Consider the following 15219-nt stretch of genomic DNA (forward strand, 5'->3'; position numbering starts at 1 on the left):
ATGGTATACGTTTACTTTCACTGAAAAATTGCTGCATCTCCACGAGGCCCCCTGTATTCATTGGAAGAGAATACTTGCTTTTTATGAAGCCGATCCTGCTTTTGATCTTCCCTACCAAATGAATTCTTCCGAGCTTTCCTCTTTTTTACGTATTTCTCCGACACAAGCATCTCTTCTCTACCACTCCTTACACTCCTATTCTCCAAATGAAAAACTTGCAATGTATCAAGATAAGGGCATTCATATTCTCACTTCTTTTGACAAATGCTTTCCGGAAAGATTGAATTATATGTATGATCCCCCGTGGATCCTTTATGCAAAAGGAGATCTTCGTTTACTCCATTCCCCTTTAAGTTTAGCTGTAGTTGGAACGAGAACACCTACAGAATATGGTAAAAACGCCCTGCATCATCTTCTGCCGGAACTGATAAAAAGCGGAGTAACAATTGTCAGCGGTCTTGCGAATGGAACAGATGCATTTTCCCACAATATCGCAATAAATAAAGGTGGAAAAACCATTGCTGTACTCGGTTCTGGATTTGAGCATATTTATCCCCGACATCATTTTCGTCTTGCATCCGTCATTGCAGAAAAGCATTTATTGCTGAGTGAATATCCTCCATCAATCCCTCCAAGAAAATGGCAATTCCCTATGCGAAACCGTCTTATCAGCGCATTATCAGATATAACATTTATTTCAGAAGCGGGGGAGAGAAGCGGTTCTCTGATCACTGCATATCAAGCCTTAGAACAAGGAAAAGATGTGAGAGTGCTGCCTGGATCCATATTTTCTCCAATGTCCAAAGGGACCAATCAATTACTAGCTGAAGGAGCTGCTCCGGTCTTGAGCAGCAGGGATTTATGGTATGAGCGCTGGATGTGAAGATAGGCCTCATTTTTCCAAAAATATGCGTATAAAAGAGAAACATAGACATTTTGGGTAGACAGGGCACATAAACTGTGAAAAAATGATTGTGATTTGTTTCCCAAAAACGATGCGATTTGGACTTTTAGCGGAGAAAAAGAAATAAAGTATAAAAAACCTGGCGTTTTGTTATTTTAATAGTATGATGTATACAATTTGACAAAGTACCTTAAACTGGATGATAATATGTAGAATTCTAAAAATATAAAAGGGGGAGGAAACAAGAGATATGGCAGATTATTTAGTAATCGTTGAATCTCCCGCTAAAGCAAAAACGATCGGTAAGTATCTTGGGAAGAAGTATACTGTCAAAGCTTCCATGGGTCACGTTCGGGATTTGCCGAAAAGTCAAATGGGAGTAGATACAGAGCATAATTATGACCTTAAATATATAACGATTCGAGGTAAAGGTCCTGTCTTAAAAGAGTTAAAAGCAGCTGCGAAAAAAGTAAAGAAAATTTACCTTGCAGCCGACCCTGATAGAGAAGGAGAAGCCATTGCCTGGCATTTAGCATACAGCCTTGGAATTGATGAGCATTCAAAATGCAGGGTCGTTTTTAACGAAATTACGAAAAGTGCCATTAAAGACGCTTTTAAAGACCCTAGACCTATTAATATGGATTTAGTTGATGCGCAGCAGGCACGACGCGTTTTAGACCGGCTTGTAGGGTATAATATCAGCCCGTTATTATGGAAAAAAGTCAAAAAAGGTCTCAGTGCCGGGCGTGTTCAATCGATTGCGGTAAAGATGATTATAGACCGTGAAAAAGAAATTAAAAACTTTGTGCCAGAAGAATACTGGAGTATTGAGGGCACTTTTAAACGAGGAAAAGATCAATTTGAAGCCAAATTTTATGGAATTGACGGTAAAAAGAAAGATCTTCGTTCTAAAGAAGAAGTAGATGAGGTCCTATCTCGTTTAAAAGGCAGCGATTTTACGATACAAAAAGTTACTAAAAAAGAACGGAAACGAAACCCTGTCCAGCCGTTCACCACGTCCTCCATGCAGCAGGAAGCTGCCCGAAAATTAAACTTTCGAGCGAAAAAAACGATGATGATTGCCCAGCAGCTATATGAAGGGATTGATATTGGCAAGGAAGGAACTGTCGGTTTAATAACCTATATGAGAACGGATTCCACTCGTATTTCTAATACTGCAAAAGAAGGCGCAAAGGCTTACATTGAAGAAAAATATGGCAGTGAATATACGAGAAAAGGCAAAAGAGAAACAAAAAACAGCAATAATGCACAGGACGCTCATGAAGCCATTCGACCAACTACAGTAGAAAAAGACCCAAAGACCATTAAACAATATTTAAGCCGTGATCAATACAGGCTTTATAAACTTATATGGGAACGTCTCGTTGCAAGTGAAATGGCCCCTGCCATCATGGATACGATGTCTGTAGATTTGGAAAACGGCGGAGTCATCTTTCGTGCAAACGGATCCAAACTAAAGTTTCCAGGTTTTATGAAGGTATATATTGAAGGCAGAGATGATGGCAAACAAGAACAGGATAAATTTCTTCCTGATTTGAAGGAAGAGGAAACGGTAAACAAAGAAGAGTTAAATGAAAACCAGCATTTTACTCAGCCGCCTCCACGCTATACAGAAGCACGTCTAGTAAAAACAATGGAAGAAATGGGGATTGGCCGGCCTTCTACTTATGCGCCGACACTCGATACAATTCAGCGCAGAAATTATGTAGCGTTAGAAGATAAACGGTTTGTTCCTACTGAACTCGGTGAAATAGTGCTTGAGCTCATTGTTGAATTTTTCCCGGAAATATTAGACGTAGAATTTACGGCAAAAATGGAAAATGACCTTGACTATATTGAAGAAGGACGTCAGAATTGGATTCAGATCATTGATGAGTTTTATCATGGATTTGAAAAACGGCTGAAAGTTGCCGAAGAAGAAATGAAAGAAGTTGAGATTCGTGATGAACCCGCTGGTGAGGATTGTGAAAAATGCGGACATCCTATGGTGTATAAAATGGGCCGGTATGGTAAATTTATGGCCTGTTCCAATTTTCCAGACTGCCGCAATACAAAGGCTATTGTTAAAGAGATCGGGGTAAAATGTCCAAAATGTAAAGAAGGAAATATTGTCGAGAGAAAAAGCAAAAAGCAGCGAAAGTTTTTTGGCTGCGACCGCTATCCGGAATGCGACTTTGTTTCCTGGGACAAACCAATAGCAAGACCTTGCCCAAAATGCGAATCTTTGTTAGTTGAAAAGAAAACGAAAAAAGGCGTAACCGTTCAATGCAGTGAATGTGATTATAAAGAAGAACCAAATTAACAATATAAAACCGGAAAGATCCCCTTTAAAAAAAGGGGGTTTTCCTATGTCTCGCTGTTAAGGTTTTAAGGCAGCCGGTCACAGTGTAATCACAATATTATAATGATATTTGGCAGTAAGCTATGTTTTGCTTACGTATGAACCAAAAAGGAGAGAATGTACGTATGGCAATAGAGAAACAGAAAGTAAATGTTATAGGAGCAGGACTAGCTGGTAGTGAAGCTGCCTGGCAGCTTGCAATACGAGGAGTGCAAGTAAACCTTTATGAAATGAGGCCAAACAAACAGACACCAGCACATCATACAGATAAATTTGCTGAGCTAGTATGCAGCAATTCATTAAGAGGGAACAGTTTAACCAATGCAGTTGGGGTTTTAAAAGAAGAAATGCGTATACTTGATTCCGTCATTATCCGAGCAGCTGATGAGTGTTCTGTACCTGCTGGAGGCGCACTTGCAGTAGACCGTCACGAATTTGCAGCCAAAGTAACCGAACGTGTAAAAGGTCATGAAAATGTTAATGTATACCAAGAAGAAATCAACGAAATTCCAGAAGGACCGACGATCATTGCGACTGGTCCGCTTACAACAGAAGGACTTTCCAAAAACATAAAAGCATTGAGCGGCGAAGATTATCTTTATTTTTATGATGCCGCAGCACCGATAATAGAAACCGACAGCATCGATATGAACAGAGCCTATGTAAAATCCCGTTATGATAAAGGAGAGGCAGCTTATATTAACTGTCCGATGACCGAAGAAGAATTTAACAGGTTTTATGAGGCGTTAACAACAGCAGAAACCGTGCCGTTAAAGGAATTTGAGAAAGAAATCTTTTTTGAAGGATGTATGCCTGTTGAAGTCATGGCGGCAAGAGGAAAAAAAACGTTGTTGTTTGGCCCGATGAAACCAGTTGGGCTTGAGCATCCTGAAACAGGGGAACGGCCTTATGCTGTTGTTCAGCTTCGGCAGGACAATCAGGCCGGCACTCTTTATAATATAGTCGGCTTTCAAACACATTTAAAATGGGGCCCTCAAAAAGAAGTGGTTCGCATGATACCCGGGTTGGAAAACGCAGAGATTGTAAGATATGGAGTGATGCATCGAAATACGTTTATCAATTCGCCCAATCTTCTTCATCCGACATATCAGTTCAAAAAAAGAGAAAATTTGTTTTTTGCTGGACAGATTACAGGCGTTGAGGGGTATGTTGAGTCTGCAGCGGCAGGGCTGATTGCTGGAAGAAATGCTGCTCTCTTAAATGAAGATAAAAGCCCTGAAGTGCTTCCTGAGGATGCTGTGATTGGAGCACTTGCCCAATATATCACGACAGCAAATCCAAATAACTTTCAGCCGATGAACGCTAATTTTGGCTTGCTGCCGCCTCTTTCAAAAAAAATTAAGAACAAAAAAGAACGAAATGAACAATTAGCAGAACGAGCACTGGGGTCCATTCAGAATTTTATGAAAAAATAATCAATTCCCTTGCCTGCTATGGGCGACTATGATAAAATTTAATAGCTTTTGTGTAAAGGGTGAGTAAATGGCTGAAAAAATGTTTTCGTTTTATTTAAACGGTTTTAAAAAGTACCTTCAAGTGGAGAAGAGTGTCTCTGATTTAACCTTGGTGGCATACGAGAGAGATTTAACAGATTTCCATGAGTTTTTACATGAAGAGGGATTAACAAGTCCGGTTGAGGCAGATACACGCACAGCCCGGGTTTATTTCAGCCATTTATATAACAAAAAATACGATCGGGCCACCGTAGCAAGAAAAATATCTGCTCTTCGCACGTTTTACAAGTTTTTAAAAAGAGAAGGCTATGTGGAAAACAATGCTTTTTTGTCTTCTAGTTTGCCGAAAAAAGAGAGAAAACTGCCGCGTTTTTTGTATGAAGACGAATTGACCAAATTGTTTCATTCCTTTGATATAACGAAAGATCTCGATCAACGAGATCTAGCTATTTTTGAGCTCCTTTATGCTACTGGGATGCGTGTTAGTGAATGCTGCCGCGTTCAAGTAGATGATGTAGATGAAGATTTAGCCACATTACTTGTAAAAGGAAAAGGCAGAAAGGAACGCTACGTGATAGTCGGCAGCTTTGCTCTAGAAGCAATTTCTTATTATAAAAATCATGCTAGAAAAAGACTTTCACAAAAGAATAAAGGAGAGCCGGCAAAAGCGTTATTTCTGAATAATAACGGCGCTCCTCTAACAGAAAGAGGAGTTTGTTATGTAGTAAATAAGAGGGTGAAAGCTGTATCACATACGCTGAATATTTCTCCGCATGATCTGCGGCATACGTTTGCCACCCATCTGTTAAACAACGGGGCAGATATGCGGACGGTACAGGACTTACTAGGTCATGAACATTTATCAACCACCCAAATATATACTCATGTAACAAAAGACCGTTTAAAAAGTGTGTATGAAAATGCCCACCCTCGGGCACGTAAGAAAGGTTGATGACGATTGGATATGTCCTTTCACGCAACGACAATATTTGCGGTGCGCCATAATGGCAAAGGAGCAATGGCAGGCGATGGTCAAGTAACATTTGGGCAAGCGGTTGTTATGAAGCACACAGCAAAAAAGGTCAGAAAAATTTATAACAATCAAGTGCTGGCTGGATTTGCTGGTTCAGTAGCAGATGCCTTTACATTGTTTGATATGTTTGAAGGGAAACTCGAACAATGGAATGGAAATTTACAAAGAGCGGCTGTTGAACTTGCAAAAGAATGGCGAAGCGATAAAATGCTGCGCAGACTAGAAGCAATGCTGGTCGTTATGAATAAAGACAGCTTACTATTAGTGGCTGGTACAGGGGAAGTAATTGAACCAGATGACGGGATTATTGCGATTGGCTCAGGAGGAAATTATGCACTTGCTGCCGGCAGAGCGCTTAAACAGCATGCCGCTCACTTAGAAGCAAAAGAAATAGCAGAAGCTTCATTAAGAACGGCGGGGGATATTTGTGTATACACAAATGATCAACTCGTTGTGGAAGAGCTTTCGGAATAACGTTAAAAATTTTTTTGAAAAGAAAGGGGATTACAACTAAATGGAAACCCCGCTTACGCCGAAACAAATAGTAGAGAAACTTGATCAATATATTATTGGACAAAAGGAAGCAAAAAGGTCTGTCGCTGTCGCACTTCGTAATCGGTACCGCCGGAGCAAATTAAGCGAAAACCTAAGAGAGGAAATTACTCCTAAAAATATTTTAATGATAGGGCCTACTGGTGTCGGAAAAACAGAGATTGCAAGACGTCTCGCCAAATTAACTGGAGCTCCGTTTACAAAGGTGGAAGCAACAAAATTTACGGAAGTCGGGTATGTCGGCCGCGATGTGGAGTCTATGGTTCGCGATTTAGTTGATACATCGGTTCGCCTTGTAAAAGAGGAAAAAATGCAGGAAGTTCAAAAAGAAGCTGAAATAGAGGCCAACAAAAAACTGGTTAAGCTGCTTGTTCCGGAAAGAAAGAAACAGCAAAATTATAAAAACCCATTTGAAATGATTTTCCAGCAGCAAAATAACGAGGAAGAAGATCAGCCTCAAGAAGACCAGAATCTTGCTCAAAAACGCAGGCAGATGGAACATCAGCTCGCCCTAGGAGAGCTCGAGGACCATATGGTGACCATTGAAGTGGAAGAACAGGCCGCTAATATGATGGATATGTTTCAAGGTTCTGGAATGGAACAAATGGGGATGAATATGCAGGAAATGCTGGGCAGTATGATGCCGAAAAAGAAAAAAAAGCGAAGACTCCCAGTGAAAGATGCAAGAAAAATTCTCATAGAACAAGAAGCCCAAAAGTTAATAGACATGGACGAAGTGGGACAACTGGCTGTTTCAAAAGCCGAGCAGCTGGGTATTATTTTTATAGATGAGATTGACAAAGTAACCGGCAAACAGCAGCAAAGCAGTGCAGATGTTTCTAGGGAAGGGGTACAGCGTGATATTCTTCCGATTGTCGAAGGCTCTACCATTACTACAAAACACGGTCCTGTAAAAACAGATCACATTTTATTTATCGCCGCTGGAGCGTTTCACATGTCTAAACCTTCTGATTTAATTCCAGAATTACAAGGCAGATTTCCAATAAGAGTGGAGCTGAATAGTCTAGGTCCTGCAGACTTTAAGAAGATTTTAAGAGAACCAGACCAGGCTTTACTGAAACAATATCAAGCTTTATTACAAACTGAAGGTATAAATGTGGAATTTTCTGACGATGCTGTGCATAAAATCGCAGAAATTGCTGAAGATGTCAATCAGCATACTGAAAATATAGGGGCTAGAAGGCTTCACACTTTGTTAGAACGACTGCTTGAAGACCTTTCATTTGAAGCACCCGATATTACGATGGAAAAAATAACGATTACTCCAGAATATGTGGAAGAAAAATTAGCAACCATTGCAAAAAATCGTGATATGAGCCGATATATTTTATAAGGAAAACAGGAGGAGACATTAAAATGGATTTATTATCAAAAAGCCGTAAAATCAATGACATGCTTCAAAAAACTGCTGGAGATCATGTGAATTTCAAAGATATGGCAGAAACATTACGGGATATAATCACGGCAAATGTATTTGTCGTCAGTCGTCGTGGTAAGTTGTTAGGATATGCCATCAAACAAGAAATTGAAAATGATCGAATGAAAAAAATGCTTGAAGAAAGACAATTTCCTGAAGAATACACATCTGGTTTATTTAAGATTGAAGAAACTTCTCCAAACCTTGGAATTGAAAGTGAATACACTGCATTCCCTGTCGAAAGCAAAGAACTGTTCAGTTCTGGGCTTACAACCGTTGTACCGATCATTGGAGGCGGACAGCGTCTTGGGACACTCGTCCTTGCCAGGTTAAATGATTCATTTGACAACGATGATCTCATTCTAGCCGAATATGGTGCGACGGTGGTCGGCATGGAAATTCTTCATGAAAAAACACAAGAAATTGAAGAGGAAGCAAGAAGCAAAGCAGTTGTTCAAATGGCTATTAGCTCGCTGTCTTACAGTGAACTAGAAGCGGTAGAACATATATTTGAAGAGCTAGAAGGAAAAGAAGGCCTGCTCGTAGCTAGTAAAATCGCTGACCGTGTCGGCATTACGAGATCCGTTATTGTAAACGCCCTAAGAAAGTTAGAAAGTGCTGGAGTAATAGAATCTCGTTCACTAGGTATGAAAGGAACGTACATTAAAGTACTTAATGATAAATTCCTATATGAACTTGAAAAAGTAAAAACGTAAATACAAAGCAGTGAAGAACAGGGAAAGATCAAATCTTTCCCTGTTTTTTTTTTTGTAAGGTAAGAAATGATAAATAGTTGCGTTTTACATGTCTAGCGCAAGCGCCTACTCGCTCGAGATTCCTTCGGTTCGTCAATGGAAAGCAAAGACAGCTTTCCATATGCCGACCCTCCAGGACTTGTCGCTCGTGAGCAAGGCGCTTGCGCTTTTCTTATACTTTTTAGCAAGGTTTAACTTTGTATAAGGTTTAAAGTAAAAGCTTACGAAATTCGCCATTTAGAATAGTCGGTAAGCTAATTAAAAATTAAAAATAATGTCGGTAATGATAAATATATGTTTTGTATTAAAGGCAGGTCAGAGATCATACGCAACCATTTTAAAAAATAGGAAATGACGGGAAAAAAGACCTATTAAATTTTTTGTGAACATTAAAAGAAATCTTATGGTCGATAAGTTATATTTAGTGAACGACTAGAGCGGCAGTTGTTGTATATAGTGAATATATTAAGTGAGGCTTTCATTAGATACGTAAAATCTAATGAATGATTAAACGGTTAACGGTACAAAAGAATTATAAAAAAGGTAAAATTTGGTTTCTTAATAATGCCGATGCTTGTGAAACGGATTAGACAGGGTTAGACAAAAGTCATTTATTTTTATACAATTTGGGTAGTAATGGCTAAATATTTGAATATAAAGGAAACATTTGCCTAAAAGGCATAAAATACGGGAATAATCACCTAAGATTTAAGGTCTTAAGTAATAGGAAGGGAGAACAAGAATGGGGCTGTTTAATTCTTCTACTTTTCAAAACCTTGAGAATGGTTTGAATGGAGCTGCATTAGAGCAGAAAGCCATTTCGCAAAACATTGCCAATGTTGATACACCAAACTACAAAGCTAAACGTGCTGCCTTCAAGCACACATTAAATGAAGCCATTCAAACTCAGATTCAGGCAAATAGAACAAACCAAAAACATATAGAGTTTGGCGGTTCGCCTGCCGGAGCACATGTGCGAGAAGAAAATTCGACAATGTACAATCATAACGGAAATAATGTCGATATTGATAAAGAAATGTCTAATCTTGCTAAAAATCAAATCTATTATAACGCACTTACAGATCGGTTAAGCGGAAAGTTTGGCAGCCTGAAAACAGCAGTAAGAGGGGGGTAAAACAATATGGGAATATTTGACGGTATTAATACATCTTCTTCTGCGCTAACTGCTCAAAGACTGCGTATGGATGTAACGTCTTCTAATATAGCCAACGCTGATTCGACAAGGGGGCGTTTGGTAGATGGTGAATGGGAACCTTACCGTAGGAAAATGGTCACTATGTCTCCAAAACAGTCTGGTTTTTCTTCTTTTTTAAATCAAGCGAAAGCACAAGGAGAAACGTCGCCTGTTGGTCAAGGAGTGCAAGTAGACAGATTGATAGAGGATCAAACACCATTTAGGCAGGTTTACCAGCCGGATCATCCAGAAGCAGATGAAGATGGTTTTGTAGAGATGCCAAATGTCGATCCTTTAAAAGAGATGGTGAACATGATGAGTTCAACTCGTTCTTATGAAGCAAATATCACCAGTATGAATGCCACAAAAAATATGATGCTAAAGGCACTCGAAATTGGTAGAAGTCAGTAAAATAGGAGGTTAGCCTATGAGTAATCATTTAATAAATGGTACATATCCCAACACATTAAATCAGGAATCTTTACGGCTTAACGAAAATAATAAAACACCAGCTGAGGCACAAGAGTCTTTTAAAACAGCATTAAACGAGGCAGTTTCTAATGTCAACGAGGCGCAGCTTAAATCTGATGAAATGACTTCGAAATTAGCAAGCGGAGAAGTGGAAGATCTTCATGAAGTTATGGTTACAGCAGAAAAAGCAAGTGTTACTTTGCAAAGCACAGTAGAAATTAGAAATAAAGCATTAGAAGCATACCAGGAGATCATGCGGATGCAAGTATGATGAATAAACCTGGCCGGGAAGTTTTTACAGTCGGGAGGACCCATGAAAGAGAAGTTTTTACAATTTAAAAATCAGACAACGGAATATTGGCGAAAACGAACAAAGGGGCAAAAAAGCCTCCTCATTGGATTTATTATACTTATTATTCTTGTAATAGTCTTCACTATATACTTTGGCACACGCACAAATTACGCTCCTTTGTATTCCGACCTTTCCCCTGAAGAAAGCGGACAAATTAAAGAGACCCTGGACAACAGAGGGGTGCCTTCTCAATTAACGAATAATGGATCAACTATTAACGTTCCAGAAACGCGAGTAGATTCGTTAAAAGTTGAACTAGCATCTGAAGGGGTTCCGGAAAGCGGTTCGATCGATTATACCTTTATTGAAGATCAAATGGGCTTTGGGATGACAGACAATGAATTTGATGTCATGGAACGCGCCGCAATGCAAACAGAGTTAGAAGGCCTTATTCAAAATATTGAAGGAGTGGATGCGGCCAACGTTATGATCACGCTGCCGCAGGAATCGACTTGGGTGGCAGAAGAGGATGAAGGGGCTTCTGCGTCTGTCGTAATTGATACAGGCGGAAGAAACAACATGGATCAAACTCAGGTGAAAGCTCTGTATCATCTTGTTTCCAAAAGTGTGCCCAACCTGTCTGTAGATAATATCGTTATCATGAACGAAAGATTTGAGCATTTTGATTATGAAAACCAAGATTCCTCAAATTCTACTTTAAATGCGTACGAAGAACAACGCAGCATTCAAGACGATATTGAAAAAGACATACAATCTCAAATTCAGCAAATGCTTGGGACAATAATGGGACCAGATAAAGTGGTTGTTTCGGTGACAACCGATGTCGATTTCACCCAGGAAAACCGCGAAGAAGCACTGGTGGAACCAGTAGACGAAGAGAATATGGAAGGTATTGAAATTAGTGCAGAGCGAATCACTGAGACGTATGAAGGCGAATTTGATGAAGAGGGCGGAGTTCCTGGTGCAGGTGAAGAAGACGTTGTTAATTACCCGGCAGGAGCTGCATTTGGAGACGGTGATTACGAACGTACAGAAGACAGAATAAATAATGAAGTGAATCGAATTCATAGAGAAATTGTAGAGAGCCCTTATAAAATTCGTGATTTAGGCATTCAAGTGATGGTAGAACCGCCAGACCCTGAAGATCCGGAATCTTTAGCACCGGAAAGCTTAAATGACATAGAACAAATCTTAAGTACAGTAGTGAGCACTAGCATTGATGATACCTATTTACAAGATGTTACAGAAGATGAAATAAATAACAAGATTTTTGTTTCAGCCCAAGAATTTGAAGGGAAAATTGACTTTGAAACAGAGGCTGGATCTTCGATTCCTTTATGGATGTATATTTTGGCAGGAGTGTTAGGTGCTGCTGTTATCGTTTTACTCGTTCTGCTTTTAAGACGAAAGAAAGAAGAAGAGGAAGAAGATCATGTGTACTTAGATCAAATGACAGCACAAGATGAAGTCCCGGATTTACCGGAAGATGAAGATTCAGAACAGGCAACAAGACGAAAACAGCTTGAAAAACTTGCAAAGGAAAATCCTGAAGAATTTTCAAAACTATTACGGACCTGGTTGTCCGATGATTAGGAGGTTGTCGTATGCCACAAGCTAAAGAAACGTTAAGCGGGAAACAGAAGGCAGCGATGCTCCTGATTTCCCTTGGTCCAGATGTTTCAGCTCAAGTTTATAAATACTTGAGTGAAGAAGAGATTGAAAAGCTTACTCTTGAAATCGCCAATGTCAGAAAAGTAGACAGCGGTATGAAAGAAAACGTACTAGAGGAATTTTACCAAATTGCTGTGGCTCAAGATTATATTGCTCAGGGAGGAATTGGATACGCGAAGAGTGTACTAGAAAAAGCTCTGGGTGAAAATGAAGCAATGCAAGTAATAAACAGATTAACGTCTACTTTGCAAGTAAAACCATTTGATTTTGCAAGAAAAGCAGATCCATCTCAAATATTAAATTTCATACAAAACGAACACCCCCAGACGATAGCTCTTATTTTGTCTTATTTAGAATCAGTACAGGCCGGACAAATTTTATCTGAGCTCCCGCAAGAAGTGCAAGCAGATGTTGCAAAACGCATTGCAGTAATGGACAGTACATCGCCTGAAGTGGTAAACGAAGTAGAAAATATATTAGAACAAAAGTTGTCGGCTACTGTTACACAAGACTATACAGAAGCCGGTGGTATTGAGTCGGTAGTAGAAGTGTTAAATAGTGTGGACCGGAGTACAGAACGTACTATTTTAGATTCACTTGAAATTCAAGACCCTGAATTAGCAGAAGAGATTAAAAAGAGAATGTTTGTATTTGAAGATATCGTTACGCTTGATAATCGCTCGATCCAAAGAGTTATTCGTGATGTTGAAAACGAAGATCTGCAGCTCTCTATGAAAGTCGCCAGTGAAGAAGTTAAGGAATTAGTGTTTAATAATATGTCCCAGCGCATGGCTGAAACGTTTAGAGAAGAAATGGAATTTATGGGACCTGTCCGCCTTCGCGATGTTGAAGAATCACAGACAAGAATTGTTTCTGTGATTCGAAAACTTGAAGAATCTGGTGAAATTGTCATTGCCCGCGGAGGAGGGGATGATATTATTGTCTAGACTTATCAAGGCCCCTCATGCTTTGACAGAGAGCTCTAACAAGAAAGCTATTCAATTAAAGCCAATTTCTTCTCATCAAACAAAAGATGAAAATAGCGCGGCACATACGGAAGATGATACTGCTGCCATGATGGAATACGAATTACAAGAGAAGCTCGGAAAAGTAAACGAGCAGCAAGAAGCTGCAGTCCAGCTGAAAGAGCAAGCCAAGCGAGAACTAGAACAGACAAGAAAACAAATAAGCGAAGAAGAACAAGAGTCTAAACAACGCATAGAACAAGCATTTTCAAAGGCAAAAGAAAATGGTTATGCAGAAGGGTTTGAGCAAGGTGTCAATGACGGGAAGGCTTCTTACGATGAAGCTATTGAAGAAGTGAAAGCTATTATACATTCTGCTAAACAAGAGTATACAAGCTACCTTGAAAAAGCCGAACCTGTCATTTTAGATCTTGCTCTTGCAGTTGCGAATCGAGTAATCTATAAATCTTTAGAAGATGAAGACGGAACGTGGCTTGAAATTGTTAAAAACGCTGTACAAGAAGTAAAAGACCACGAAGATATAGCAATATACGTTCCTATTTCCCGTTATGAAGAAACCAAACAGCAGCGTCAAGAGATTGAAAATGTATTAACTTATTCCAAAGAGCTCCTCCTGCTTCCGGACGGACATTTAAGTGAAGATCAATGTATTATTGAGACTTCTTATGGAAGAGTCGATGCATCTCTTGATAGTCAGCTCGATGAATTGAAAAACAAACTGCAAGACATGTTGAAAGAAGGAAGACCTGATGAAAGCAGCTGATTTACTGGACATCGTACCTGCTATAAATCCTTATAAACAATACGGAAAAGTAACTAGAGTGGTCGGGCTCACGATAGAATCGAAAGGCCCTAAGACATCTGTGGGGGATGTTTGTCTTATCCACCCCCACGATCAAAATAGGCCGGTTATGGCAGAAGTGGTCGGATTTAAAGAAAAAAATGTTTTGCTGATGCCACTAAGCCAAACGATAGATATTGGTCCCGGATGCTTAGTAGAAGCAACTAGAAATCCGCTTCAAATAAAGGCTGGTTACGGAATTATTGGAAAAGTAATTGATGGAACTGGACAGCCTTTGGATGGCTCTGCTCTTCCAGAAGGGCTTACCTCCGTGGGGACAGAATCTGATCCTCCCAATCCGTTATTAAGACCGAGAATTGATACACCGCTGTCACTAGGAATAAAAGCGATTGATGGACTGCTTACTGTTGGCAAAGGACAGCGTGTAGGTATTTTTGCCGGAAGCGGCGTTGGAAAAAGCACCCTTCTTTCCATGATTACAAGGCACTCCGAAGCCGATGTTAATGTTATTGCTCTTATTGGAGAACGAGGCCGGGAAGTGAAAGATTTTATTGAACGCGATCTTGGTCAAGAAGGGATGAAAAAATCTGTACTAGTGGTTGCAACATCAGATCAGCCGGCTTTGATGCGAATTAAAGGGGCCATGACTGCTACAGCTGTAGCCGAATATTTCAGAAACCAAGGAAAGCACGTAAATTTGATGATGGATTCTGTTACTAGATTTGCTATGGCACAACGAGAAATTGGATTAGCAATAGGCGAACCCCCTACGACAAAAGGATATACGCCATCTGTTTTTGCTCTCCTTCCCAGGCTGCTAGAACGTTCCGGTACAAGTGAGACAGGTTCAATCACCGCGTTTTACACTGTTCTAGTTGATGGTGATGACATGAATGAACCAATAGCAGATGCAGTAAGAGGGATCCTAGACGGCCATCTTGTATTAGACCGGAAACTTGCTGATAAAGGTCACTATCCAGCGATTAACATATTAAAAAGTGTTAGCAGGGTGATGGGGGAAATAGTAAGTGCAGATCACAGCCAGGCGGCAGAAAATTTCCGCAGGTATTTATCCACATATGATGAATCTCAGGATTTAATTAACATAGGTGCTTATAAAAAAGGGTCTTCAAAAGACATCGACAAGGCTGTAAAGATGTATCCGGCAATGACTCGTTTTTTACAGCAGAATAATGACTACAGTCATCCCTTTACCGAAACGATCAAATTATTAAAAGAGCAATTTCAAAAAGGAGAATAGC

At 39.8% G+C, this 15219-nt stretch carries 15 protein-coding genes; all 15 read left to right on the forward strand.

What is annotated here, in order from left to right; all coding sequences use genetic code 11:
* Positions 1–220 precede the first annotated feature (220 nt).
* The 15 genes from dprA (at position 221) to fliI (ending at position 15218) form a co-directional block, all read left to right on the forward strand.
* Positions 221–883 (forward strand): DNA-processing protein DprA, encoded by a 663-nt coding sequence (dprA, locus tag FZF09_RS16415; RefSeq protein ID WP_158737681.1) that lies wholly within the window; start codon positions 221–223, stop codon positions 881–883.
* A 271-nt stretch (positions 884–1154) separates the two neighbouring features.
* Positions 1155–3227 (forward strand): type I DNA topoisomerase, encoded by a 2073-nt coding sequence (gene topA, locus FZF09_RS16420; protein ID WP_158737682.1) that lies wholly within the window; start codon positions 1155–1157, stop codon positions 3225–3227.
* 164 nt (positions 3228–3391) lie between these two features.
* Complete coding sequence (gene trmFO, locus FZF09_RS16425; RefSeq protein WP_370514477.1) at positions 3392–4702, forward strand: FADH(2)-oxidizing methylenetetrahydrofolate--tRNA-(uracil(54)-C(5))-methyltransferase TrmFO; 1311 nt, start codon at positions 3392–3394, stop codon at positions 4700–4702.
* Positions 4703–4769: 67 nt separating this feature from the next.
* Complete coding sequence (gene xerC, locus FZF09_RS16430; RefSeq protein WP_233269529.1) at positions 4770–5693, forward strand: tyrosine recombinase XerC; 924 nt, start codon at positions 4770–4772, stop codon at positions 5691–5693.
* Positions 5694–5705: 12 nt separating this feature from the next.
* On the forward strand, positions 5706–6248 hold the full coding sequence (gene hslV / locus FZF09_RS16435) for an ATP-dependent protease subunit HslV (protein WP_158737753.1): 543 nt from the start codon (positions 5706–5708) through the stop codon (positions 6246–6248).
* Between the two features lie 40 nt (positions 6249–6288).
* Positions 6289–7680 carry an ATP-dependent protease ATPase subunit HslU gene (gene hslU, locus FZF09_RS16440; protein WP_158737683.1) on the forward strand — a complete coding sequence of 464 codons (1392 nt, stop codon included), beginning with the start codon at positions 6289–6291 and terminating at the stop codon, positions 7678–7680.
* Between the two features lie 23 nt (positions 7681–7703).
* The gene (codY, locus tag FZF09_RS16445; RefSeq protein WP_158737684.1) at positions 7704–8480 is read left to right on the forward strand and encodes a GTP-sensing pleiotropic transcriptional regulator CodY; all 777 of its coding nucleotides are present in this window, start codon (positions 7704–7706) and stop codon (positions 8478–8480) included.
* Positions 8481–8568: 88 nt separating this feature from the next.
* Positions 8569–8724, forward strand: a complete 156-nt coding sequence (locus tag FZF09_RS16450; RefSeq protein ID WP_158737685.1) for a hypothetical protein — start codon at positions 8569–8571, stop codon at positions 8722–8724.
* A gap of 537 nt (positions 8725–9261) precedes the next feature.
* A complete protein-coding gene (gene flgB, locus FZF09_RS16455; protein ID WP_158737686.1) occupies positions 9262–9654 on the forward strand; it encodes a flagellar basal body rod protein FlgB in 393 nt (130 codons plus the stop codon).
* Between the two features lie 6 nt (positions 9655–9660).
* A complete protein-coding gene (gene flgC, locus FZF09_RS16460; RefSeq protein ID WP_158737687.1) occupies positions 9661–10125 on the forward strand; it encodes a flagellar basal body rod protein FlgC in 465 nt (154 codons plus the stop codon).
* Positions 10126–10141: 16 nt separating this feature from the next.
* Positions 10142–10456 (forward strand): flagellar hook-basal body complex protein FliE, encoded by a 315-nt coding sequence (gene fliE / locus FZF09_RS16465; protein WP_158737688.1) that lies wholly within the window; start codon positions 10142–10144, stop codon positions 10454–10456.
* A gap of 42 nt (positions 10457–10498) precedes the next feature.
* Complete coding sequence (gene fliF, locus FZF09_RS16470) at positions 10499–12091, forward strand: flagellar basal-body MS-ring/collar protein FliF (protein WP_158737689.1); 1593 nt, start codon at positions 10499–10501, stop codon at positions 12089–12091.
* An 11-nt stretch (positions 12092–12102) separates the two neighbouring features.
* Positions 12103–13116: a flagellar motor switch protein FliG gene (fliG, locus tag FZF09_RS16475; RefSeq protein WP_158737690.1), complete on the forward strand. Its 1014-nt coding sequence runs from the start codon at positions 12103–12105 to the stop codon at positions 13114–13116.
* On the forward strand, positions 13109–13918 hold the full coding sequence (fliH, locus tag FZF09_RS16480; protein ID WP_158737691.1) for a flagellar assembly protein FliH: 810 nt from the start codon (positions 13109–13111) through the stop codon (positions 13916–13918). The genes fliG and fliH overlap by 8 nt, the downstream gene beginning before the upstream one ends.
* Positions 13905–15218, forward strand: coding sequence for a flagellar protein export ATPase FliI (gene fliI, locus FZF09_RS16485; protein ID WP_158737692.1), 1314 nt, complete (start codon positions 13905–13907; stop codon positions 15216–15218). The genes fliH and fliI overlap by 14 nt, the downstream gene beginning before the upstream one ends.
* Position 15219: the final 1 nt, after the last annotated feature.

It is taken from the genome of Alteribacillus sp. YIM 98480 (assembly GCF_009765375.1).
In the GTDB taxonomy this organism is placed as follows: domain Bacteria; phylum Bacillota; class Bacilli; order Bacillales; family Marinococcaceae; genus Alteribacillus.